20 protein-coding genes and 1 pseudogene are annotated in these 21,524 nt (G+C 61.7%); 12 read left to right on the forward strand and 9 right to left on the reverse strand.

The window, feature by feature from the left end:
* Positions 1 to 114 precede the first annotated feature (114 nt).
* From AC1DU9_RS09545 to AC1DU9_RS09560, 4 genes are all read left to right on the forward strand, one after another.
* Positions 115 to 486 (forward strand): translation initiation factor Sui1, encoded by a 372-nt coding sequence (locus AC1DU9_RS09545; RefSeq protein WP_007991289.1) that lies wholly within the window; start codon positions 115 to 117, stop codon positions 484 to 486.
* 219 nt (positions 487 to 705) lie between these two features.
* Positions 706 to 2,619: an arginine decarboxylase gene (gene speA, locus AC1DU9_RS09550; RefSeq protein ID WP_223462775.1), complete on the forward strand. Its 1,914-nt coding sequence runs from the start codon at positions 706 to 708 to the stop codon at positions 2,617 to 2,619.
* 232 nt (positions 2,620 to 2,851) lie between these two features.
* Complete coding sequence (locus tag AC1DU9_RS09555; protein WP_477810057.1) at positions 2,852 to 4,171, forward strand: contractile injection system protein, VgrG/Pvc8 family; 1,320 nt, start codon at positions 2,852 to 2,854, stop codon at positions 4,169 to 4,171.
* Positions 4,168 to 4,968, forward strand: coding sequence for a DUF4123 domain-containing protein (locus AC1DU9_RS09560; protein WP_477810058.1), 801 nt, complete (start codon positions 4,168 to 4,170; stop codon positions 4,966 to 4,968). The genes AC1DU9_RS09555 and AC1DU9_RS09560 overlap by 4 nt, the downstream gene beginning before the upstream one ends.
* An 11-nt stretch (positions 4,969 to 4,979) precedes the next feature.
* Here AC1DU9_RS09560 and AC1DU9_RS09565 read toward each other — a convergent pair whose 3' ends face one another.
* A complete protein-coding gene (locus tag AC1DU9_RS09565) occupies positions 4,980 to 6,329 on the reverse strand; it encodes an MATE family efflux transporter (protein WP_477810059.1) in 1,350 nt (449 codons plus the stop codon).
* Between the two features lie 98 nt (positions 6,330 to 6,427).
* Positions 6,428 to 6,721, reverse strand: a complete 294-nt coding sequence (locus AC1DU9_RS09570) for a hypothetical protein (RefSeq protein ID WP_223462779.1) — start codon at positions 6,719 to 6,721, stop codon at positions 6,428 to 6,430.
* A 157-nt stretch (positions 6,722 to 6,878) separates the two neighbouring features.
* Here AC1DU9_RS09570 and AC1DU9_RS09575 point away from each other — a divergent pair, with 157 nt between their 5' ends.
* The 5 genes from AC1DU9_RS09575 to AC1DU9_RS09595 all read left to right on the forward strand — a co-directional run bounded on the left by AC1DU9_RS09575 (position 6,879) and on the right by AC1DU9_RS09595 (position 10,283).
* Positions 6,879 to 7,181, forward strand: coding sequence for a MazG-like family protein (locus tag AC1DU9_RS09575; RefSeq protein ID WP_085727452.1), 303 nt, complete (start codon positions 6,879 to 6,881; stop codon positions 7,179 to 7,181).
* Positions 7,181 to 7,930 (forward strand): methyltransferase domain-containing protein, encoded by a 750-nt coding sequence (locus AC1DU9_RS09580; RefSeq protein WP_108219847.1) that lies wholly within the window; start codon positions 7,181 to 7,183, stop codon positions 7,928 to 7,930. Before AC1DU9_RS09575 ends, AC1DU9_RS09580 begins: the two co-directional genes overlap by 1 nt.
* A 12-nt stretch (positions 7,931 to 7,942) precedes the next feature.
* Entirely contained in the window at positions 7,943 to 8,551 is a 609-nt protein-coding gene (locus tag AC1DU9_RS09585) for a DUF4136 domain-containing protein (protein ID WP_223462780.1), read from the forward strand.
* 55 nt (positions 8,552 to 8,606) lie between these two features.
* Entirely contained in the window at positions 8,607 to 9,170 is a 564-nt protein-coding gene (locus tag AC1DU9_RS09590) for a DUF4136 domain-containing protein (RefSeq protein WP_223462781.1), read from the forward strand.
* Positions 9,171 to 9,926: 756 nt separating this feature from the next.
* Complete coding sequence (locus AC1DU9_RS09595) at positions 9,927 to 10,283, forward strand: DUF6124 family protein (RefSeq protein WP_477810060.1); 357 nt, start codon at positions 9,927 to 9,929, stop codon at positions 10,281 to 10,283.
* A gap of 55 nt (positions 10,284 to 10,338) precedes the next feature.
* Here the strand turns inward: AC1DU9_RS09595 and AC1DU9_RS09600 are convergent, their stop codons facing one another.
* Both AC1DU9_RS09600 and AC1DU9_RS09605 read right to left on the reverse strand, forming a co-directional pair.
* Positions 10,339 to 11,193, reverse strand: a complete 855-nt coding sequence (locus AC1DU9_RS09600; RefSeq protein ID WP_223462783.1) for a MaoC family dehydratase — start codon at positions 11,191 to 11,193, stop codon at positions 10,339 to 10,341.
* Positions 11,194 to 11,195: 2 nt separating this feature from the next.
* The gene (locus tag AC1DU9_RS09605) at positions 11,196 to 12,548 is read right to left on the reverse strand and encodes a 3-oxoacyl-ACP reductase (protein WP_223462784.1); all 1,353 of its coding nucleotides are present in this window, start codon (positions 12,546 to 12,548) and stop codon (positions 11,196 to 11,198) included.
* Between the two features lie 221 nt (positions 12,549 to 12,769).
* Here AC1DU9_RS09605 and AC1DU9_RS09610 point away from each other — a divergent pair, with 221 nt between their 5' ends.
* A complete protein-coding gene (locus AC1DU9_RS09610; protein WP_477810061.1) occupies positions 12,770 to 14,047 on the forward strand; it encodes an acetyl-CoA C-acetyltransferase in 1,278 nt (425 codons plus the stop codon).
* 185 nt (positions 14,048 to 14,232) lie between these two features.
* On the opposite strand, the gene AC1DU9_RS09615 is transcribed toward AC1DU9_RS09610, so the two are convergent.
* Both AC1DU9_RS09615 and AC1DU9_RS09620 read right to left on the reverse strand, forming a co-directional pair.
* Positions 14,233 to 15,000, reverse strand: coding sequence for a methyl-accepting chemotaxis protein (locus AC1DU9_RS09615; RefSeq protein WP_371917236.1), 768 nt, complete (start codon positions 14,998 to 15,000; stop codon positions 14,233 to 14,235).
* A gap of 90 nt (positions 15,001 to 15,090) precedes the next feature.
* Positions 15,091 to 16,281 (reverse strand): annotated as a pseudogene (locus tag AC1DU9_RS09620) (cache domain-containing protein); the annotation flags it as partial.
* A gap of 343 nt (positions 16,282 to 16,624) precedes the next feature.
* Here AC1DU9_RS09620 and AC1DU9_RS09625 point away from each other — a divergent pair.
* Positions 16,625 to 17,518 carry a PA4780 family RIO1-like protein kinase gene (locus tag AC1DU9_RS09625; RefSeq protein ID WP_126049080.1) on the forward strand — a complete coding sequence of 298 codons (894 nt, stop codon included), beginning with the start codon at positions 16,625 to 16,627 and terminating at the stop codon, positions 17,516 to 17,518.
* A 197-nt stretch (positions 17,519 to 17,715) separates the two neighbouring features.
* Here the strand turns inward: AC1DU9_RS09625 and cueR are convergent, their stop codons facing one another.
* The 3 genes from cueR to AC1DU9_RS09640 all read right to left on the reverse strand — a co-directional run bounded on the left by cueR (position 17,716) and on the right by AC1DU9_RS09640 (position 21,094).
* Positions 17,716 to 18,129, reverse strand: a complete 414-nt coding sequence (cueR, locus tag AC1DU9_RS09630) for a Cu(I)-responsive transcriptional regulator (RefSeq protein WP_223462787.1) — start codon at positions 18,127 to 18,129, stop codon at positions 17,716 to 17,718.
* Positions 18,126 to 20,519 carry a heavy metal translocating P-type ATPase gene (locus AC1DU9_RS09635; RefSeq protein WP_477810062.1) on the reverse strand — a complete coding sequence of 798 codons (2,394 nt, stop codon included), beginning with the start codon at positions 20,517 to 20,519 and terminating at the stop codon, positions 18,126 to 18,128. The genes cueR and AC1DU9_RS09635 overlap by 4 nt, the downstream gene beginning before the upstream one ends.
* A gap of 191 nt (positions 20,520 to 20,710) precedes the next feature.
* A complete protein-coding gene (locus AC1DU9_RS09640; protein WP_008050348.1) occupies positions 20,711 to 21,094 on the reverse strand; it encodes a hypothetical protein in 384 nt (127 codons plus the stop codon).
* A gap of 148 nt (positions 21,095 to 21,242) precedes the next feature.
* Between AC1DU9_RS09640 and AC1DU9_RS09645 the strand changes: the two genes are divergently transcribed.
* Entirely contained in the window at positions 21,243 to 21,440 is a 198-nt protein-coding gene (locus AC1DU9_RS09645) for a heavy-metal-associated domain-containing protein (protein WP_223462789.1), read from the forward strand.
* Positions 21,441 to 21,524: the final 84 nt, after the last annotated feature.

Here is a 21,524-nt window from a genome sequence, read left to right on the forward strand (position 1 = left end):
TGAAGTGAATGTTGTACCGATTCAGTAGCGCTGCCCCTGCCTGAGTGGGGCTTCGCGGTCGATAGCACTTCCCAAGTGCTGCGACCAGTCTTTGTCCTCCGAAGAGGATTGCCGGTGGCCAAAAAAGCCGCATCCTTCGCCGCCTTGGGCGGCCTGGTATTTTCCACCGACGCAGGTCGTCATTGCCCGGAATGCAGTAAACCGGTGGACGCCTGCATCTGCAAACAGACCGTTATCCCTGCCGGCGACGGCATCGCACGCGTGCGTCGCGAAAGCAAGGGCCGTGGCGGCAAGACGGTGACCACCATCACCGGCGTGCCATTGGCTGAAGACGCGCTCAAGGAACTGGCCACGACGTTGAAGAAACGTTGCGGTACCGGTGGGGCGTTGAAAGACGGTGTCATCGAAATCCAGGGCGATCATGTCGAGCTACTCTTGGCAGAACTGATCAAGCTCGGTTTCAAAGCGAAGAAGTCCGGCGGCTAGCAGCCTCTGTGAAAACCACCCTCGGTTTGATCCGGTCCTGATGGCATTCAGGCCTGGCGTCAGCCACATGGTTTTCACAGAGCCTGTTCATGACCGGTTTCTAAACTCGTTGCGGTCGGCGGGGTCTATTGCCTCGTTGACGAACCGTCATTTTCATTCTTTAGACTGCGCCGGCCTGAACCCAGGCGACGCACTATGACTTCTTTATAGGGGACTTCGATGTCCGTACGACGCACACGCAAAGACGATGGCAGCCAATGGACAGTTGCGGACAGCCGCAGTGTTTACGGGATTCGCCATTGGGGGGCCGGGTATTTCGCGATCAATGACGCCGGTCGCGTCGAAGTTCGTCCGAACGGTCCGAGCAGCTCGCCTATCGACCTGTTCGAGCAAGTCGACCAGCTGCGCAAAAGCGGCCTGTCCTTGCCGTTGCTGGTCCGTTTCCCGGACATTCTGCAAGACCGCGTGCGTCAGCTGACCGGCGCGTTCGACGCCAACATCGAGCGCCTGGAATACCAGAGCAAGTACACCGCGCTGTACCCGATCAAGGTGAACCAGCAGGAAGCGGTGATCGAGAACATCATCGCCACCCAGAACGTTTCCATCGGCCTGGAAGCCGGGTCCAAACCCGAACTGCTGGCGGTGCTGGCACTGGCGCCGAAGGGCGGCACCATCGTCTGCAACGGTTACAAGGACCGCGAGTTCATCCGTCTGGCGCTGATGGGCCAGAAGCTCGGCCACAACGTGTTCATCGTGATCGAGAAAGAATCCGAAGTTGGTCTGGTGATCGAAGAAGCGGCCTCGCTCAAGGTCAAGCCTCAGGTCGGCCTGCGCGTGCGCCTCTCGTCCCTGGCCTCGAGCAAGTGGGCGGACACCGGCGGCGAGAAATCCAAGTTCGGCCTGTCGGCCGCGCAACTGCTGTCGGTGGTCGAGCGTTTCCGCGCGGCCGGCCTGGACCAGGGCATTCGCCTGCTGCACTTCCACATGGGCTCGCAGATTGCCAACCTCGCGGACTACCAGCACGGCTTCAAGGAAGCGATCCGTTACTACGGCGAGTTGCGCAACCTTGGCCTGCCGGTGGACCACATCGACGTCGGCGGTGGCTTGGGCGTGGACTACGACGGCACGCACTCGCGTAACGCCAGTTCGATCAACTACGACATGGACGATTACGCCGGCGTCGTGGTCGGGATGCTCAAGGAATTCTGCGACGCGCAGAGCCTGCCGCACCCGAACATCTTCTCCGAAAGCGGCCGCTCCCTGACCGCCCACCACGCCATGCTGGTGGTGCAGGTGACCGACGTCGAGAAACACAACGACGATGTGCCGAAGATCGATAACAAGGAAGAGCTGCCGGAAACCGTTCAGTGGCTGGTTGACCTGCTAGGCCCGACCGACATCGAAATGGTCACCGAGACCTACTGGCGCGCCACGCACTACATGAGCGACGTGGCCACTCAATACGCCGATGGCAAGCTGACCCTGGCGCAAAAAGCCCTGGCCGAGCAATGCTACTTCGCCGTTTGCCGCCGCCTGCACAACTCGTTGAAGGCCCGTCAGCGTTCCCACCGTCAGGTGCTCGACGAACTCAACGACAAGCTGGCCGACAAGTACATCTGCAACTTCTCGGTGTTCCAGAGCCTGCCGGACACCTGGGCTATTGGCCAGGTCCTGCCGATCCTGCCGCTGCACCGTCTCGACGAAGAGCCGCTGCGCCGTGCAGTGCTGCAAGACCTGACCTGCGATTCCGACGGCAAGATCAAGCAGTACGTCGACGAGCAGAGCATCGAGACCAGCTTGCCGGTGCACGGTCTGAACGAAGGTGAAGACTATCTGCTGGGGATTTTCCTGGTGGGTGCCTACCAGGAAATTCTCGGCGACATGCACAACCTGTTCGGTGACACCGACTCGGTGAACATCTACCAGAACGCCGACGGCAGCGTGTACCACGCCGGTATCGAAACCCACGACACCATCGAAGACATGCTGCGTTACGTGCACTTGTCGCCGGAAGAGCTGATGACCCACTACCGCGACAAGTGCGCCAGTGCCCGCATCAGCGCCACCGAGCGCACGCAGTTCCTCGATGCCTTGCGTCTGGGGCTGACCCGTTCGTCTTACCTGTCGTCCTGAGGTAAGCGTCACGCTTATCAGGTTGTCTGAAAATTTTCCGTTTGCTGCGGAAATTTCAGATGACCTGGTGGGCCGATTCTTTTTTTTCAAGCGAAACTGCCCACGTCCTTGGCAATCCATGCCATTTGGTCTTCTTTTCGCGTAGGTCATTTCCTAAGTTGTACTTCGGCACTCTACTCGGCCATGTCTCTCAGCGAGAATCCCCGGCCGCCCCTCCTGTAGAGAAACGCCGATGTTCAATCCAGTCAGCGAACCGTCATTTCGTCTGGATGTAGCAGGTCTGCCCGACTCCTTTGAGGTCCTGGCCTTTACCGGTAAAGAGGCCATCAGCGAGCCGTTCGTGTTCGACCTGGAACTGCTGATCGATGACCCGGTGCTTGACCTTGCCAGTTTGCTGTACCGCCCGGCCTCGTTGCATTTCGGACCAGACGGAAGCCACGTGCATGGACAATTGCATGAACTCGTCCAGCGTGATCATGCCTCGGGACCCCGGCTCTGCCAGGTGCGTCTGGGGCCAAAACTGGCTTGCCTGGCCCAGCGCTTCAGCCAACGAATTTTCAGCGCCCTTTCAGTGCCGCAAATCCTCGACCGGGTGCTCAAGGAGCACGGTATTACCGGCAAAGATCGACGCCTGGCGCTGAGCTGCGAATACCCGCCCCGGGATTTCTGCACGCAATATCGAGAGTCGGATCTGCAGTTTCTCCAGCGACTGTGCGCCCAGGAACGACTTCACTACCACTTCGAACACCGGGCCCGCGGGCACTGTGTGGTGTTTGGGGATGATCATCGGCATTTTCCAACCGGCGAACCTGCGGTATTGCGCAGCGAGGGCGATCGGCCGGCGGTGCGGCAGTTCGAACGTCAGCACTGTGGTGGGACAGCGGTGCAGAGTGCCGAATGCCGGACAGACCTGGCGACCTTGCGCAGCGGTCGGCTGATGCCGCTGTCCGGTCATCCGGTTGCCGAATGCAATCGCCTCTGGTTGCTGACCCACGTTGAGCATTGGGGCAGTCAGGATACGGCGAGGCCTTACCACAATCAGGCCCGTGCTCTGCAGTGGCCGACACCCTTCGCGCCGCCCTGTGTGACGGTCAAACCACAAATGCATAGCCTGCAACGGGCGTGGGTCGTCGAGGTCGATGAACCAGGCCCCGACCCGGCAAGGCCGGTACCGGTGCAGTTCGACTGGCTTTATCAGGGCGAAGGGGCTGCGCCCAGCCATTGCTGGTTACCCCTGGCCAGGCAACTGCAGGCATCGACGTTCTTGCCATTGCGGGAAGGGACTGAGCTGGTCGTGGGTTTTGTCGAGGGCGATCCCGATCAACCGCAGATAACCGGGCTGCTGCATGCGCCGGCAAAGGTCGAAGTGACGGACGCTGACACCCCCCAGCCCGGCTGCACCCATGATGAGGGCCTGGAGCAATGGTTGCGGTCGGGGGAGCCATTGCTGGTGTTGTGCCTGCTGCCCGGCGGTGGCAGCTTCAACCATTGCGCACAGGCGTTGTGTACCTGTCGTCTGGCGACGCAGCTTGGCCAGAGCTCTGGAGCATGATCGCCACACGCAAGCCCGAGGCACCCCCGCAGTGGCTGTTGCTGGATGTACCGGGCACGCCGCAGGCGGGTGTCACACTTCGGCAAATGTTTGCGCAAGCCCGGTGGTCAGGGTTGTTCGAAGGTACGGAGTGGCATGCGCTGCATGAGCAGGGACCGGTCCTGGTCGATCTGCGTACCTGCCCGGCACTGGCCGACTTATGCATCGTCGACGGACAACGCTGGCCCGGATTGCTGATGGTCAGCGAGGCCAGCGCTGCGTCGTTGCTGGCGCATTTGCAGCGCATGCTCACGGTCACGCTTGGCCTGCACCGGGCCCTTTTGAGCTACTACAACCCGATCACGGCGAGCTATTTCTTCGATGCCTGCGATGCCGTTGAGCTGAGTCGCTGGCTCGGGCCCATCAACCAGTTGCGCTGGTTCGGTGGCAGCTGGGCCGACCGCGCGACGGGATGTGAGGGCTGGCAGCGCTTGTCCAACCCGGGGCTGGCGGTCAGTCCGTTGGCAGTCGAGGAGAACCTCAGTGCCGGGCAACAGGAAAAACTGCAAACCTGCCTGCTCGAGCAGCAGGCCTGGCGCTGGAACCAATCCACCGGTGCCGATTTCTCCCGCCTGAGGGCCCATGTGCAAGAAGGGGTGGCGCTGGGTTTCAGCGAGCGCCCGGTGCTTGATGGCTGGATATGGCTGCGCTTGCAGTATCCCGACGCCGTGCCCGTGCAGCCGCTGCCGGGGCGGACTCAACAGGAGCGCCTCGATAGCCTGCGTCACTTGTGGCAGAGCGATCCACCCTGGTCATGAGGTTGCCCCGTTCAGTGAGTGCTGCCGGCGAACCAGCCATCGTGACGGCGCAGACGCCAGGCAATCACGCCAAGGGTCAGACTGCGCAGGAGCATGAACAACAAAAAGGTTATCCACAGGCCATGGTTGCCCCCGCCTTGCAGTACCCAGCCGATAGGCAGCACCAGCGCCACGGTCAGCAGCATGCCGTTGCGCATTTCCCTGGCGCGGGTGGCGCCGATGAACAGGCCGTCGAGCAGGTAACTCCAGACGGCAATCAGCGGTAGTACGGCGAGGTAGGGCAAGTAGATGAACGCGGTGTCGCGTACGCTCTGAATGTTGGTCTGCATCTCGATGAATAGATGCCCGGCGCACAGAAACAGCGCAGCAAAGCCCAGGCTTGCCAGCAACGACCAGCCGCCGGCCACCACCAATGAGCGGCGCAGGGCATCGCGATTGCGGGCGCCAAGCGCATGCCCGCACAGGGCTTCCACGGCGTGGGCCAGGCCATCGAGGGCATGGGCGGTCAGCAGCAAGCCATTGAGCAGCAGGGCATTGGCCGCGACCGTGGCGTCGCCCAACCGCGCACCTTGCACCGTGATCAGGAAAAACACCGATTGCAGCGCCAGGCTACGGATGAAGATGTCGCGGTTGACCGCCAGCAATGGCCGCCAACTCTGCCACAGCGCCAATGCCGCCCAGGCGATATGCCCGGGGTAGGCGCGCAGGGCTTTGCGGGTCATCAGCAAACCGATCAGTGCCCCTGTCCACTCGGCAATCACCGAGGCCCGGGCGGCACCGACCACGCCCCACTCCAGTCCGAGGACGAACCACAGGTTCAGGGCAATGTTGACCAGGTTGGTGCTCAGCAAAATCGCCAGCGGCGCCCGGGCATTCTGGGTGCCGAGAAACCAGCCGACCAAGGCATAGCTGGCCAGCGCTGCGGGGAGTCCGAACAGACGGGTGTGGAAAAACTCGCGGGTCAGCTGATCGAGCTCAGCCGACGGTTGCATGAAGTGCAACGCCACCCCGCTCAATGGTACGCCCACCGCACCCAGGACCACGGCCAGGCCGATGGCGAGCAACAGGCCTTGCAACAGAATCTGCCGCAAGGCCGCACCATCCCCGCGCCCCGCCGCCTGGGCGGCGAACCCGGTGGAGCCCATGCGCAGAAAGCCCATGGCCCAGGCAAGGAAGGTGTACAGACTGGCCCCGACCGCGACGGCGCCGAGTTGATGGGCGTGGGGCAGGTGACCGATGACGGTGCTGTCGACCAGTGCCACCAGCGGTACTGAAATGTTCGAAAGAATCATCGGCGCGGCGAGTGCCCAGACCCGGCGATGGGTAGGGCGGTCGCGCCAGTCGGCGGTCAGGTTGGACATGCAGGCTCCTTGGGAGCAGGCATTGTAGCGGCACATTCCGGATATGCCGCGCTCCAATGTAGGAGCTGGCAAGCCGGCTCCTATAGGAATTGATGGTGTCAGTGGATGATCCAGCTGAGCAACCAAAGCCCCAACATCAACCAGATGATCCCCATGATGAACGACGCATTGAGAAAGGCGCGGATCGCCGACCACAGCAGTATCAGCCCGAGGATCAAGGTCACGATGCTGATGACCGAGGTATCCATGCCCAGCGCCTGGGACAGGCCTTCGACAAAATTACTGCTGGCGTTGCTCAACAGATTGAACAGCCCACTGAGGCCATCAATGATGAAGCGGATGATCGAGCCGAGTACCTGGCCGAGCCATTCGGAAAATCCTTCTACCTGCATGGAGTGAACGTCCTGATTAAAGAGAATTGAGTCTTGGGCTGTCGATCATGCTGCCGAGTTCCCACAAGCATAGAGGGTTGCGCAGGTGAGCATGCAACTTCTGCCCCTTGCCTTCACCTGTGATCCCCCCGAAGCTATACGCCTTCAGGAGAGCCCGATGAACCTTGTTGAACTGACCGAACGCCTGCACGCCATCCGTGACCGCAATGACTGGCGACAATTTCACAGCCCGAAAAACCTGGCCATGGCCGCGAGCGTGGAAATGTCCGAGCTGGTGGAGATTTTCCAGTGGCTTACCGAAGACCAGTCACGCCAGTTGCCGGCGGACAAACTCGCCCACGCCGGGCAGGAAGTCGGTGACATTGTGCTTTATCTGTTGCTGTTGTGCAGTGAGCTGGGCCTGGACATGGATGCCGTGGTGCGCAGCAAGCTGGCGGACAGCGAACGGAGGTTCAGCTGATGAGCGACCGTCATTTCGATCAACTGGCGACCCGTTTCGCCGAAAAAATCTACGGCGGTGCCAAAGGTGCGATCCGTCTGGCGGTGTTGCAGGCCGATCTGGCCGAAACCTTGCCCGACCGTCCGCTGCGCGTTCTGGACATCGGTGCCGGCCTTGGTCACATGTCGTTGTGGCTGGCCCAGCGCGGCCATCAGGTGACCCTCGCCGAGCCTGCCGAACCGATGCTCGAAGGCGCCCGCCAGCGTTTTGCCGAAGCCGGGCAGAGCGCCACATTCATTCAGGCACCCTGGCAGGAACTGCTCGGGCAGCTCACCGAACCCTACGATCTGGTGCTGTGCCACGCCGTGCTGGAATGGCTGGCCGAACCCCACGCCATCCTGCCGGTGCTGCATCAACTGACCAAGGCGGATGGCTGGCTGTCCCTGGCGTTCTACAACCGCGACGCGCTGATTTATCGCAACTTGCTCAAGGGCCATTTCCGCAAGATGCGCAAGAACGACATGGCCGGCGAAAAGCAGAGCCTGACCCCGCAGCAGCCCCTTGATCCGCGCGAGCTGGCGACGCAACTTGAAGGCCTGTGGAAGGTCGAAATACAGAGTGGCGTGCGAGTTTTTCACGATTACATGCCGGTGGAATTCCAGGCCCGTGCCGAACTGGTGGACCTGCTCGAAATGGAACTGGCCCACCGTCGCCATCCAAGCTTTGCCGGACTTGGGCGTTACTTGCACTGGATCTGTCGGCCTGTCTGATCGGAGCACGAAATGAAAAATCATTCAGGTGTACTGGTGTTCTGCCTGGGGCTGGCTGCCTGTCAGGGCAGCAACCCCTATGTGGCCACTTCCAACCCTTTGCCACCGGCGCCACCCCAGGCCGCCAATACTTTTGACCGCAGCGCTTACCCGGCAGCGCCGCGTGACTATGGACGTTATCGCAGTTGGGCCTGGCTCAACGGCCATCTGCCACCGGGCACTGCGTGGGCGGACTCGGCGCAGGTCGCCGAAGCGGTCAGCAATGCGCTGGATCAGCGGGGTTTGCGTCCGCTGCATGACAATCGTCCGGCGGACCTGTTTGTCAGCGCCGACCTGCGGATGGAAACCCGCCTGCGTCAGGTTCGGGACGACTATTACGGCGGCGGTTATGGCGGCTACAACGGCTACGGTCCTGGATATGGCGGATACGCCACCGTGCCGATCATCCGTACCTATCAGGAACAGGTCGTGGTCGTGCAGGTGGACATGTTTGACGCCAAAAGTGGTCAACCGATTTGGAGCTCCAGCGCTGAAACCGGCAACCGGGGCCGCGAAAGCGAGCGCGCCGATGCGATACGGGAGGCTGTGGAAAAGGCGATGTCGGCGTATCCTCCTAGTTAGCTTCTTGTAGATAAGAAGCATTCCACAGGATCATGTCTTCAACCGGAGAATCATCATGTTCCGCCGTTTAGTTTTACTGGTAGTGGCCGCGCTGCTCAGTGCCTGCGCCGCCAACCAGGTCAATCATGACTTCGACGCCAGCCGCGACTTTGCTGCCTATCGCAGCTGGACCTGGAAAGAACCCGCCCTGCAATACCGTCCCGATGATCCACGGATCAAGAGCGACCTGACCGAACAGCGCGTCCGTCAGGCGGTTGCCGATCAACTGGATCAGCGCGGTCTGCGTCCGGCCGCCGCGGGTGCCAAGGGCGATTTGAATGTGCAGGCCTACCTGATTGTCGAAGAGCGGCAGCAACAGGTGACCACCAATTACGGCGGCGGCTGGGGTTACCCGTGGCATGGCTACTACGGCGCACCGATGTACAACGAAACCCGCAATGTCAGCTACAAAGTGGCGACCATCCAGATCGACCTGCTCGATGGCAAGGACGGCAAACTGGTGTGGCGCGGCAGTGACGAGCAGATGCTCAGCCGCACGCCGAACCCGACGGATCGTCGCGATGCCATCTGGCAAACGGTCACGCGGATATTGGCCAACTATCCACCGCACGCGTCCTAGAATCAGCCGGCCTCTCAACCCCTGTGCTCCCACAGGGGTTTTTTTGGATGGTGTACATATCCATTGCTGCGGTAACGGCGGCTTCCTTCTCTCGATGTGTTCGGCTGCGCCGAACGGCGCTGCGCGCCCACCCCCGGATGAACGCCTCCACTCAGCCTGCCGAGGGGGCGGGTGGATCAAGATCAAGAGCTGCAGGCGAGCTAACGCTCGGCCTGATGAGTGGTGAAGAGCAGTGGTGTACGCCGCTCTGCCTTTGCTCTTCTGTAGGAGCGAGCCTGCTCGCGATGGCGGCCTGACAGCCGATCGAAATCTTTCGGATGTACTGAGTACCTGTGGGAGCGGGCTTGCTCGCGAAGACGGCCTGACAGCCGACCAATTTCTTTCGAATGTACCCAGCCCAACTGTGGGAGCGAGCTTGCTCGCGATGGCGGCCTGTCAGCCGACCAATCCTGTGTAGTTTTCCTCAAGTCCCGAGGAAACCTCCGACATGTTTTTCAGGTTGTCCGTCGGAAGTGCGATCTCTAGCCTTTGTCAGTCGCTGCAAATTCAGTGATCGGGTTTGGTCGCCCGGGTTTAGAATGGCGCACAGTGCCGCGCGAGCGGCATTTTTGTGCTTGCTTAATGGCGAGCTGTGCGTGGGAGGGCCTAGGCCCTGCCGGGTTTCCATTCCCTGGTCGACCAACCTGCGTACGGTTCGCCACCCTTCTGCTTGGTCGCAGTGATGGCGAACTCCAAATCCAAGAATGGAGCTTCACCATGATCAAACCCACCCCAAATCCCCCCGAAACCGACGACGTTTCCCCATACCATTCCCCCCACTCAAACAAACTCCACGAAGCCGCCGACCGCGCCCTCGATCACTACCTCAATCCACCTAAGCAGCCTGCCATTCACAAGCCCAGCACGATGTTCGTCATTGCCTCGGACATCGACACCGAAACCCTGCTGGCCCACGCCTGTGAATCACTGGCGTCGGCGAGTGTGATGGCGAGTGATTTCGCGGGGTTTCTGGAAGGCTCGCAGCGCAATACGATGCTGGGGATTGCGCAGGTGATCATGCTGGGTGAGCTGGCGGTGAACCGGGCGCTGGACAATCTCGATCCGCAAGACTGACCACGCAGCTTTTGTGGCGAGGGAGCAAGCTCCCTCGCCACAGACATCGGCCTTGTCAGGCAACCGGCCGCCACTGCCCGACCATATGCTCCAGATCCCCGGCGCCCACCAACTGCAAATCCCCGCTCGGCCCTGGCGCACTGGCCAGCAACGTCACTTCACTGGGCAACCGTACCGGCTTCTTGAACTGCACCGCGATCTCGACATTTGCCGTCGGCAGGTGCCCGGCCAGCGCAGCCAGTGTGCGTGCCTTGTTCCACAGGCCATGGGCGATGGCGGTCGGGAAACCGAAGAGCCGGGCGCTGGCCGCGCTCAGGTGGATCGGGTTGTAGTCGCCGGACACCTTGGCGTATTGCCTGCCGATGTCCGGGGGCGCTTTCCAGTGCTCGATTTCGCTCAAGTCCAGGCTGGATGTCAGAGGTTCTTCGAGCGGTTCGCCCTCGAGTTTGACACCGCGACAGAGCATCCGGCTTTCTGCTTCCCACAACGGCCCCAACTGATCGTCGAGGCTGGTCAGCAGATCGAACGTCGCGCCTTTGGCGTGGGGTTGCAGGTTCTGCACTTGCACGCTGACGCACACCCGATTCACCCCGCCCATGGGGCGCAGTACACGAATGCGGTTGCTCAGGTGAATCAGGCCCAGCAGCGGAAACGGGAAGTTCCTTGCCGTGAGCAATTGCATCTGCAAGGCGAACCCGAGGATATGCGGATAGGTCGGCGGCAGCAGGCCGCTGTCGGCGAAACCACAGACCTTGCGATAAGCCGCCAGGCGCTTGGGATCGACTTCTACCCAGCAACGCAAACCCGAATCCGGCAGGCGGGTGCCAGTGATTTTTCGCCGTGTCGCCGCTCGTGCGTATGACCCCGGCAGGCTCGGTTCGCGATTGAGTGTGTGCCAGTCGGTGATCATGTCTAAGCCCCCAGAGCGCTTTGCCCACACACGCGCAACGCTTGCCCGGTGAACGCGCCGGTGCCCGGTTGCGCGAGCCAGGCCACGGCTTCGGCGACGTCTTGTGGCAAGCCGCCCTGGCCAAGCGAACTCATGCGCCGTCCGGCTTCGCGCAGGCCGAAGGGAATGTGCGCGGTCATTTGCGTTTCGATGAAGCCCGGCGCCACGGCGTTGATGCTGATGCCGCGTTCGGTGAGCAGCGGCGCCCACGCCTGCGCCAGGCCAATGAGCCCGGCCTTGCTCGCCGCGTAATTGGTTTGCCCGCGATTGCCGGCGATGCCACTGATGGACGCCAGCAGAATCACCCGGCCGTTGTCGTGCAGGGTGCCGCTGTCGAGCAGGGCTTTGGTCAGCACTTGCGGTGCATTGAGGTTGACCGCCAGAACGGCGTCCCAGTATTCCGGGGTCATGTTGGCCAGGGTTTTATCCCGAGTGATGCCGGCGTTGTGCACCACGATGTCGAGGCCGTCGGGCAACTGTTCGATCAACTGCGTGGCAGCGTCTTCGGCGCAGATGTCGAGGGTGATGCTGTGCCCGCCGAGGCGGGCGGCGAGGGCTTCGAGATCGGTTTTGGCCGGCGGCACGTCGAGCAGGATGACGTCGGCACCATCACGGGCAAGGGTTTCGGCGATGGCGGCACCAATGCCCCGCGCCGCGCCGGTGACCAGCGCCTTGCGCCCGGCGAGCGGGCGTGTCCAGTCGGTGACTGGCGTCGCGCACGGATTCAAGCGAATGACCTGCCCGGACACGAAGGCGCTTTTCGGCGAGAGGAAAAACCGCAGCGGGCCTTCCAGTTGTGTCTCGGCACCTTCGCCGACATGGATCAATTGCAGGGTGCCGCCGTTGCGCATCTCCTTGGCCAGTGAACGGCTGAAACCTTCCAGGGCACGCTGCGCACTGGCGGCGAACGGGTCGCGCAAGGTTTGTGGATCGCGTCCGAGAATCACCAGGTGCGCGCAGTGATCGAGGTTCCTCATCAGCGGCTGGAAAAACTCGCGCAGTTGCTTGAGCTGATCGGTGTGCAGCAGATCACTGGCGTCGAACACCACAGCCTTGAGTTTCGGTCCATGGTCGGGAATCCAGGCCGTGGCCATCGAAGGCTCGGTGCCGTAGCTGTAGATCGCGTCGGTCAGGCGGTTGGCGAAGGCGCTGACGTGTTCCGTCAACGGCCCACCGCCGATCAGCAACGCACCTTCCACGGGTCGAAGTCGGCCTGCTTGCCAGCGCTCCAGTCTGGTCGGCGCCGGCAGCCCCAGAGCGCCGACCAGACGATGGCCGATGGACGAATTGGCGAAGTCGATATAGCGGTCAGACATGGAACGCGCTCCAGCAGCTGGGGTTCAAAGTGTGGATCACGAACGGCGATCAGTCATTCGATCCACGAGATAAGGCCTACGCTTGGTTACATTGTAGGAGCGAGCCTGCTCGCGATGGCGATAAGTCAGTCGCCATCAATGTAGCTGACAGGCCGCCATCGCGAGCAGGCTCGCTCCTACAGGGGCGGTTTTCGATTTGAATCATTCACCAGGAGCTTTTCATGACCCAACTGCGCCGCGTGGCGATCATCGGTGGTAACCGGATTCCCTTCGCCCGCTCCAACGGCCCCTACGCCACCGCCAGTAACCAGGTGATGCTCACCGTCGCCCTCGAAGGTCTGATCGAACGTTACAACCTGCACGGCCAGCGCATCGGCGAAGTGGTCGCCGGGGCCGTGCTCAAGTTGTCGCGGGACATGAACCTCACACGCGAGTGCGTACTCGGTTCGCGGCTTTCGCCCACCACCCCGGCCTATGACATCCAGCAGGCGTGCGGTACTGGGCTGGAGGCAGCGTTGCTGGTGGCGAACAAGATTGCCCTGGGCCAGATCGACTGCGGCATTGCCGGTGGTGTGGACACCACCTCGGATGCGCCGATCAGCGTCAGCGAGGGCCTGCGCAAAATCCTCCTGCAAGCCAACCGCGCGAAAACCACCGGCGACAAACTGAAAACCTTCCTGCAATTGCGCCCCAGACATCTGATCCCCGAATTCCCGCGCAACGGCGAGCCGCGCACCGGGTTGTCCATGGGCCAGCATTGCGAACTGATGGCCCAGACCTGGAACATCCCGCGCGAAGCACAGGATCAACTGGCGCTCGAGAGCCATCAGAAACTGGCCGCGTCCTTCGCCGAAGGCTGGCACAACGACCTGATGACACCGTTCCTGGGCCTGACCCGCGACAACAACCTGCGCCCGGACTCCACGCTGGAAAAGCTCGCCGTGCTCAAGCCAGCCTACGAGAAAAGCGCAAGGGGCACCCTGACCGCAGGCAACTCCACACCACTGACCGATGGTGCGTCACTGGTGCTATTGGGCAGTGAGGAATGGGCCAAGGAGCGCGGGTTACCGATTCTTGCCTACTGGCACGACGGCGAGGCGGCTGCGGTGGATTTCGTCAACGGCGCCGAAGGCTTGTTGATGGCGCCGGTCTACGCCGTACCGCGCTTGCTGGCGCGCAATGGTCTGACCTTGCAGGATTTCGACTACTACGAAATTCACGAAGCCTTCGCCGCGCAAGTGCTGTGCACGTTGAAGGCCTGGGAAGATCCGCAATATTGCAAAACCCGTCTCGGCCTCGATGCGCCGTTGGGCTCGATTGACCGCCGCCGACTCAACGTCAAAGGCAGTTCACTGGCGGCGGGGCACCCGTTTGCCGCCACCGGCGGGCGCATCGTCGCCAACCTGGCGAAGTTGCTGGATGCGGCGGGCAAGGGGCGGGGGCTGATTTCGATTTGCGCTGCGGGTGGGCAGGGGGTGACCGCCATTATCGAACGTTGAACACAAAAAAATGTGGAGGCGCTCCCACAGGTTTTTTGCCTGGCTCAGATTATGTGAACGACACTGAAACCTTGTGGGAGCGAGCTTGCTCGCGATGGGGCCATCAGCTTCAACATCTATGTTGACTGATATGCCGCCATCGCGAGCAGGCTCGCTCCTACAGGGTTTAGTGGTGATTTTGCGAATCAGGTACGGAACCTGCGCACCAACCCGTCCAGCTCACTGGACAACCCGGCCAGGCTCTGGGAATCCAGGCGCGCCGAGTTGGCCAACTCTGCCACCAGTTGCGCATCGCCATGGATCTGGCTGATGTGCCGATTGATGTCTTCGGCCACTTGATGCTGTTGTTCCGCCGCCGTGGCGATCTGGGTGTTCATGTCGCGGATCACGTCCACCGACTCGCGGATCTGCCCGAAGCTGTTGCGCGCCTCGCCGATGCGCGTCACCGATTGCTGGGACACTTCCAGGCTGGCGTGCATCTGCTGGGTCACCTGGCTGGTGCGTTTGGCCAGGTTGCCCAGCAGCCCGTCGATTTCCGCCGTGGAGTCGGCCGTGCGCTTGGCCAGGGCCCGCACTTCATCGGCCACCACGGCAAAACCGCGACCTTGTTCACCGGCCCGGGCCGCTTCGATTGCGGCGTTCAGCGCCAGCAGGTTGGTCTGTTCGGCGATCGAACGGATGGTCCCCAGGATCGACTGAATGTCGTTGCTGTCACGTTCGAGTTGTTGCATCGACTGGGCCGATTGTTCGATTTCCTGGCTCAGGCGATCGACACTGTTCACCGCCGCATCGATCTGTTGCTGACCTTCACGTGCCTGGCGCTGGCCACTGTCGGCGGATTCCGCTGCCTGGCTGCAAGAACGTGCGACTTCGTTGGCGGTGGCGACCATTTCGTGGAACGCCGTGGAGACCATGTCCACCGCTTCACGCTGGCGTCCGGCGGCTTCGGCCATGTCGCTGGAGACCTGGGTCGAACTCTTGGACGTGGCGAGGATCTTGCCTGCCGCACCGCCGATGTTCTGGATCAGGTTGCGAATGGCGGCCAGGAACTGGTTGAACCAGTTGGCCAGTTGCGCGGTTTCATCGTTGCCACGGATTTGCAGGTTCTGGGTCAGGTCGCCTTCGCCCTGGGCGATGCCTTCCAGGCCGCTGGCCACGCTGCGGATCGGGCGTACGATGAGGCTGGCAAAACTGGCGCCGACGATGGCGAAGATGACGGCCAGAACGGCGGCGATGATGGCGATCAACCAGGTCAGCTGGGTCGCGGAGCTCATCACGTCGTTCTGTTTGATCAGGCCGATGAAGGTCCAGCCCAGTTGCTCTGACGGCCAGACGTTGGCCATGTAGCGCTCACCGTTGAGCTCCACTTCCACCAGGCCCTTGCCGGCCTTGGCCAGTTGCGCGTAGCCGTCGCCAAGGCTATTCAGCGGTTTGAAGTTGTGTTCCGGTTGTTTCGGATCCACCAGCACCATTCCGGTGTTTTCCAGCAGCATCAGGTAGCCGGTTTCACCGAGCTTGATCTGTTTGACGATCTCGGTGAGCTGCTTGAGTGTAACGTCGATGCTGACCACGCCGCCGTTGGTGCCCAATTTGTTGTCGATGGTGCGCACGGTGCTGACGTAGGTCGCGTCATCCTGGGCCCAGTAATAGGCCTCGGTACGGAACGGCTTGCCCGGTTTGGCCTGGGCGGCCTTGTACCAGGGGCGCTGGCGCGGGTCGTAATTGTTCAACTTCGGATCATCCGGCCACGACACGTAGCCGCCCGCCGCCGTGCCGAGGATGGCGTAGGCGTAGGCCGGGTGGCTGTTGCCCAGGTCCTGGAGCAGGGTGAAGACTTTTTTGTCAGCCTCGCCCTGGGGGACGCTCTCGGCGTTGGCGGCCATGTAAGTCTTGAGGCTGTCGTCGGAGTTTCGGATCAGCGGTTGTTTGGCCAGGTAATCGACGTTCTGGCTGATGCCGTCAAAGAACAATTGCATGGCGTTGCTGACCTGACGAATCTCGCGGGCACTGCCGTCGATGAATTCGTCCCTGGCATCACTGCGCAGGTTCAGCACAACGAGGGTGGCGACCAGCACCACGGGCAGGCAGGCGATGATTGCAAACGCCCAGGTCAACTTCTGTTTGATGTTCATCCGCGCTCCAGATTTTCTTGTAGGCCCACGCAGTGCAGATGACTCGCGGTTTATTGGCAGCCGTAAACGTTCTTGGTCAACCCGGGTCCTTGAGTGCGGCATCGCTTTTGTTGTGGCAGCGATTGTCGGACAAATCACTTTTGTCACTAAGGACTTCGGCTGTTATTGGAGGAAATTGAGGCCTGCCGGGAAAAATCCTACGGAAGGTATGAAGGTGGTGTCAGTTTCTGTCGCAATTGCCCTCAATGCCCTTGCACAACAATTGACGCAGGCTCGGCTATGATCTGGAGCGACCCGTGACGGTCGTCGGTTTTCCTGATGAAATCGGCACATTGTGTGCTTGTGCAATACTCATAAGTCGGTAACCCCTCCCCCCCGTGGGTGGATTGCCGTATAACGAATGACTTTCGCGTGTTTGGTAATAAAGGACCCACAATAAAAGCTGATGAAGACTCCAAAACGCATTGAACCCCTGATCGAGGACGGTCTGGTCGACGAGGTGCTGCGCCCACTCATGAGTGGTAAAGAAGCAGCTGTTTATGTGGTGCGCTGCGGCAACCAGTTACGTTGCGCGAAAGTCTACAAGGAGGCGAATAAACGCAGTTTCCGTCAGGCGGCCGAATACCAGGAAGGCCGCAAGGTGCGCAACAGCCGTCAGGCCCGGGCGATGGCCAAAGGATCCAAGTTTGGCCGCAAGGAAACCGAAGACGCCTGGCAGAACGCCGAAGTGGCGGCGCTGTTCCGCCTGGCCAATGCCGGTGTGCGGGTGCCCAAGCCGTTCGACTTCCTCGAAGGCGTACTGCTCATGGAGCTGGTGGCCGACGAGTACGGTGATGCCGCGCCGCGTCTGAACGATGTGGTGCTGGAGCCGGATCAGGCCCGCGAATATCACGCGTTTCTGATTTCCCAGATCGTGCTGATGCTGTGTACCGGCCTGGTGCATGGCGACCTGTCCGAGTTCAACGTGCTGCTGACGCCGACCGGCCCGGTGATCATCGACCTGCCGCAAGCGGTGGATGCGGCGGGCAACAACCACGCGTTCAGCATGCTGGAGCGGGATGTGGGCAACATGGCGTCCTACTTCGGTCGCTTTGCGCCGGAGTTGAAGAAGACCAAGTACGCCAAGGAAATGTGGGCCTTGTACGAGGCCGGCACCTTGCACCCGGCCAGTGTCCTGACCGGCGAGTTCGCCGACACGGAAGAGCTGGCTGACGTGGGCGGAATCATGCGCGAAATCGAGGCCGCACGCCTGGATGAAGAGCGCAAGCAAGCCGTACGCGCGGCGGACGATGCTCCGCCGGGCAAGACCGAAGAACCGCCTCCACCGTGGATGCAGTGATCGGCTAAAGAAAAACCCGGCTTCGGCCGGGTTTTTTGTGCGCAACAGATTCGATGTGACAGACACAATACCTGTGGGAGCGAGCTTGCTCGCGATGGCGGTAGAACAGACAAAATGGATGTTGAATGTAATGGCCTCATCGTCGGAACGCCGCCCGGAGCAAGCTCGCTCCCACAGGGTTTTGCGGTGTCCTGCTATCACGATGGGGGCGCAGTGTTGCAACACCCCGACTCCAGATTCTTCAGAATCGGACAATCCGGCCGATGATCGCCCTGGCAGTGCTCAACCAGGTCCTGCAAGGTGTCGCGCAACTGGCCGAGTTCACGGATCTTCTGGTTCAACTCATCGATGTGCTGGCGGGCCAACGCTTTCACATCGGCGCTGGCGCGCTGGCGGTCTTGCCAGAGGGTCAGCAACTTGCCGACTTCTTCCAGGGAAAACCCCAGGTCCCGCGAGCGTTTGATGAACGCCAGCGTGTGCAGGTCGTCATCGCCGTACACCCGATAACCGCTGTCGGTGCGATGGGCCGCCTTGAGCAGGCCGATGGATTCGTAATAACGGATCATCTTTGCGCTCAGGCCGCTGTGGCGGGCCGCTTGGCCGATGTTCATCGGTTGTCCTCCAGGTCCTTGGGGTTCCAGGTTTTCAACAGTAGCGCATTGCTCACCACGCTGACGCTCGACAATGCCATGGCCGCACCGGCCAACACCGGGTTGAGGAGGCCGAATGCCGCCAATGGAATGCCGATCAGGTTATAGACGAACGCCCAGAACAGGTTCTGGCGAATCTTGGCGTAGGTCTTGCGGCTAATCTCCAATGCGGCCGGCACCATTCGCGGATCGCCGCGCATCAGGGTGATGCCGGCCGCGTGCATGGCGACGTCGGTGCCGCCCCCCATGGCGATGCCGATGTCGGCGGCGGCCAGTGCCGGGGCGTCGTTGATGCCGTCGCCGACCATCGCCACCACGCGGGTTTGTTTCAGTGCGGCGACCGTGGCGGCTTTGTCTGCCGGCAGCACTTCGGCATGCACATCGTGGATGCCCAGGGCCTCGGCCACTACGTTGGCGCTGCCGCGATTGTCGCCGGTCAGCAGGTGGCTGCTGATGTTTCGTGCGCTCAGTTGTTGTACTGCCTGCAGCGCGCCGGGCTTGAGGGTGTCACCGAAGGCGAACAGGCCCAACACGTGAGGTTCGGGGGATTRTTCGATCAGCCAGGACAAGGTCCGGCCTTCTTTTTCCCACGCGGTCGCCGAGTCGGCCAACGGTCCGGCGCTCAAGCTGCTGTCTTCCAGCAGGCGACGATTGCCCAGCGCCAGGCGACGCCCTTCGAGGCTGCCGGCGATGCCGCGCCCGGTCAGGGACTGGCTGTCGCTGACATTGGCCACCTTCAATCCACGCTCGGTACAGGCATCCAGAACGGCCTTGGCCAACGGATGCTCACTGCCGCGTTGCAGGGCGCCGGCCAGTTCCAGCAGGCTCGCCTCATCACCATTGACGGCACTCAGATGAGCGATGCGCGGGGCACCGGAGGTCAGGGTGCCGGTCTTGTCGAACACCACTGCGCTGACTTCATGGGCACGCTCCAGTGCTTCGGCGTCCTTGATCAGAATCCCGTAGCGTGCCGCCACGCCGGTGCCGGCCATGATCGCCGTCGGTGTGGCCAGGCCCAGTGCGCAAGGGCAGGCGATCACCAGCACTGCCACGGCGTTGATCAGCGCGGTTTCCATCGGCGCGCCGTACAGCCACCAGCCGATCAGGGTGGCCAAGGCAATCAGCAGCACGGTGGGCACGAACACCTGGCTGACTTTATCCACCAGTTTCTGGATCGGCGCTTTTGCGGCCTGGGCGTCTTCCACCAAGCGGATGATCCGAGCCAGCACGGTTTCCGCACCGAGGGCCTGGGTACGCACCAGCAACCGGCCTTCGCCATTGATCGCGCCACCGGTGACTTTGTCGCCGGGCTGCTTGGGCACCGGCAGGCTCTCGCCGCTGATCAGCGCTTCGTCGGCATGGCTCTGGCCTTCAACCACTACGCCGTCCACCGGGAAACGTTCGCCGGGTTTGACCATCACCAGGTCATCGAGGCGCAGGGCGCTGATGGCGACGTCTTGCTCGTGGCCATCGATCACCCGAATCGCCCGTTCCGGGCGCAAGGCTTCGAGGGCACGGATGGCGCTGGCGGTCTGGCGCTTGGCGCGGCTTTCCAGGTACTTGCCCAGCAGCACCAGGGCGATCACCACCGCCGAGGCTTCGAAATACAGGTGCGGCATGCGCCCGGCAGCGGTGGCCCATTCGTACAGGCTCAAGCCATACCCGGCGCTGGTGCCCAGGGCGACCAGCAGGTCCATGTTGCCGGCCCCGGCGCGCACGGCTTTCCACGCGGCGACGTAAAACCGTGCGCCGAAGATGAATTGCACCGGCGTGGCCAAGGCGAACTGCGCCCAAGCCGGGAGCATCCAGTGCACGCCGAAGGGCTGTAGCAGCATCGGCAATACCAGCGGCAAGGCGAGGGCGATGGCGATGATCAAGGCCTGGCGTTCGCGATGCAGGCGCTGTTGCTGATTGTCGGTTGGCGGGTGTTCGGCTTCCCAGACGCTGGCGCTGTAGCCAGCCTTGGTCACTGCGGCGATCAAGGATTGCGGATCGATCTGGCCGAGCAGTTCAAGGTGGGCGCGTTCGTTGGCCAGGTTGACGCTGACGCTTTTCACTCCGGCAACCTTGCCCAGCGCACGCTCGACCCGACCGACGCAGGACGCACAGGTCATACCGTCGATGCTCAGTTCCAGGCTGTGCTGCGGCACGCTGTAGCCGGCCTTGGCCACGGCATCCATCAAGGCAGGCAAGCTGTCGCTGGGTGCCTGCACCCGCGCCTGTTCAGTGGCAAGGTTGACGCTGACGGCACTGGCGCCAATGACTTTGCTCAAGGCGCGCTCGACACGCCCGGCGCAACTGGCGCAGGTCATACCGGCAATCGGCAGGTCGAACGTGGTGGATTCGGACATCGGTCGCACTCCCTGTAGTAGATGACCACAGGATCAACCTTGCCATGTTGGCAAGGTCAAGTGCCAATCTTAAACGTGCCGCTGATCCCCTGTGGGAGCGAGCTTGCTCGCGATAGCGGAGTATCAGTCAACAGAGTTGTTGAATGTAACGGCCTAATCGCGAGCAAGCTCGCTCCCACAAGGTGTGTGTGTCAGTAACCGAGACCGGCGCGTTTGAGGTACATCCCTTCCTGTGTCATCGCGATCCGGTACTTCAGCACATCCCCGGCCTTGAGCTGGATGTCCTGCGAACCCGGGGCGAGCATGCCCGGATTGCAACCCGGCACCTGGCCCGGCAGCAGCTTAAGGCGCAGCGAGACGATGCCCGGCGGCAGGTTGAACGAGGTGCTCTGCTCCTGAAACAGCCGTGCCGCCAATTGATCCTGGATGTACACACCGATTTCGCAACTGGTCGCGACTTCCAGGCGCTCGCGGGAAATGATCAGCACGCCATAATCCTGACCGGCAGCATTGACCGAAGGCACGGCGGCGAAAAGGCTGAGAAAGCCAAACAGGCTGAAAACCGACCAGCGCATGGCTGAATCTCCTGAGTTCGAGTCATTGATGGACGCAGCTTGGCCGAGCCCGGCAACGATTGCCAGCCCGGCAGCTAACTGCAGAACTTGACCTTGCCATGGTGGCAAGCTCGAAACTGGGCTCAACCCTCGGAAAAGGAATCATCCCATGCAAGTGTTCAGCGTTGAAGGCATGTCTTGTGGTCACTGCGTCAAGGCCATCACCCAAGCGGTCCAGGCCAAAGACCCGGCGGCCAGTGTGCGGGTCGATCTGGCGGCCAGGGAGGTCGGTGTCGAAAGTGCGCTGACCGCCGAGCAGGTGATCGAGGTGATCAGCGAAGAGGGTTACGGCGTCAAACTGGCCTGAATTTGATAGTTAGCGAGCTACTGGAATGTTCAAGGCGTCCATGCGCGGCTAGACTGTCGGGCTGCCGACTTCTGCCCCACTGGA

The organism is Pseudomonas sp. P4_C1 (genome assembly GCF_056402155.1).

Excerpts from the sequence above, each read along its gene's own strand:
- AC1DU9_RS09560 (WP_477810058.1), top strand. The coding sequence starts at position 4,168 with ATGATCGCCACACGCAAGCCCGAGGCACCCCCGCAGTGGCTGTTGCTG.
- AC1DU9_RS09640 (WP_008050348.1), bottom strand. The coding sequence starts at position 21,094 with ATGCGCTGGTCGGTTTTCAGCCTGTTTGGCTTTCTCAGCCTTTTCGCC.
- AC1DU9_RS09600 (WP_223462783.1), bottom strand. The coding sequence starts at position 11,193 with ATGATCACCGACTGGCACACACTCAATCGCGAACCGAGCCTGCCGGGG.
- cueR (WP_223462787.1), bottom strand. The coding sequence starts at position 18,129 with ATGAACATCGGCCAAGCGGCCCGCCACAGCGGCCTGAGCGCAAAGATG.
- speA (WP_223462775.1), top strand. The coding sequence starts at position 706 with ATGTCCGTACGACGCACACGCAAAGACGATGGCAGCCAATGGACAGTT.
- AC1DU9_RS09645 (WP_223462789.1), top strand. The coding sequence starts at position 21,243 with ATGCAAGTGTTCAGCGTTGAAGGCATGTCTTGTGGTCACTGCGTCAAG.
- AC1DU9_RS09625 (WP_126049080.1), top strand. The coding sequence starts at position 16,625 with ATGAAGACTCCAAAACGCATTGAACCCCTGATCGAGGACGGTCTGGTC.
- AC1DU9_RS09555 (WP_477810057.1), top strand. The coding sequence starts at position 2,852 with ATGTTCAATCCAGTCAGCGAACCGTCATTTCGTCTGGATGTAGCAGGT.
- AC1DU9_RS09575 (WP_085727452.1), top strand. The coding sequence starts at position 6,879 with ATGAACCTTGTTGAACTGACCGAACGCCTGCACGCCATCCGTGACCGC.
- AC1DU9_RS09585 (WP_223462780.1), top strand. The coding sequence starts at position 7,943 with ATGAAAAATCATTCAGGTGTACTGGTGTTCTGCCTGGGGCTGGCTGCC.
- AC1DU9_RS09580 (WP_108219847.1), top strand. The coding sequence starts at position 7,181 with ATGAGCGACCGTCATTTCGATCAACTGGCGACCCGTTTCGCCGAAAAA.
- AC1DU9_RS09615 (WP_371917236.1), bottom strand. The coding sequence starts at position 15,000 with ATGGCCGAAGCCGCCGGACGCCAGCGTGAAGCGGTGGACATGGTCTCC.
- AC1DU9_RS09570 (WP_223462779.1), bottom strand. The coding sequence starts at position 6,721 with ATGCAGGTAGAAGGATTTTCCGAATGGCTCGGCCAGGTACTCGGCTCG.
- AC1DU9_RS09595 (WP_477810060.1), top strand. The coding sequence starts at position 9,927 with ATGATCAAACCCACCCCAAATCCCCCCGAAACCGACGACGTTTCCCCA.
- AC1DU9_RS09565 (WP_477810059.1), bottom strand. The coding sequence starts at position 6,329 with ATGTCCAACCTGACCGCCGACTGGCGCGACCGCCCTACCCATCGCCGG.
- AC1DU9_RS09610 (WP_477810061.1), top strand. The coding sequence starts at position 12,770 with ATGACCCAACTGCGCCGCGTGGCGATCATCGGTGGTAACCGGATTCCC.
- AC1DU9_RS09605 (WP_223462784.1), bottom strand. The coding sequence starts at position 12,548 with ATGTCTGACCGCTATATCGACTTCGCCAATTCGTCCATCGGCCATCGT.
- AC1DU9_RS09590 (WP_223462781.1), top strand. The coding sequence starts at position 8,607 with ATGTTCCGCCGTTTAGTTTTACTGGTAGTGGCCGCGCTGCTCAGTGCC.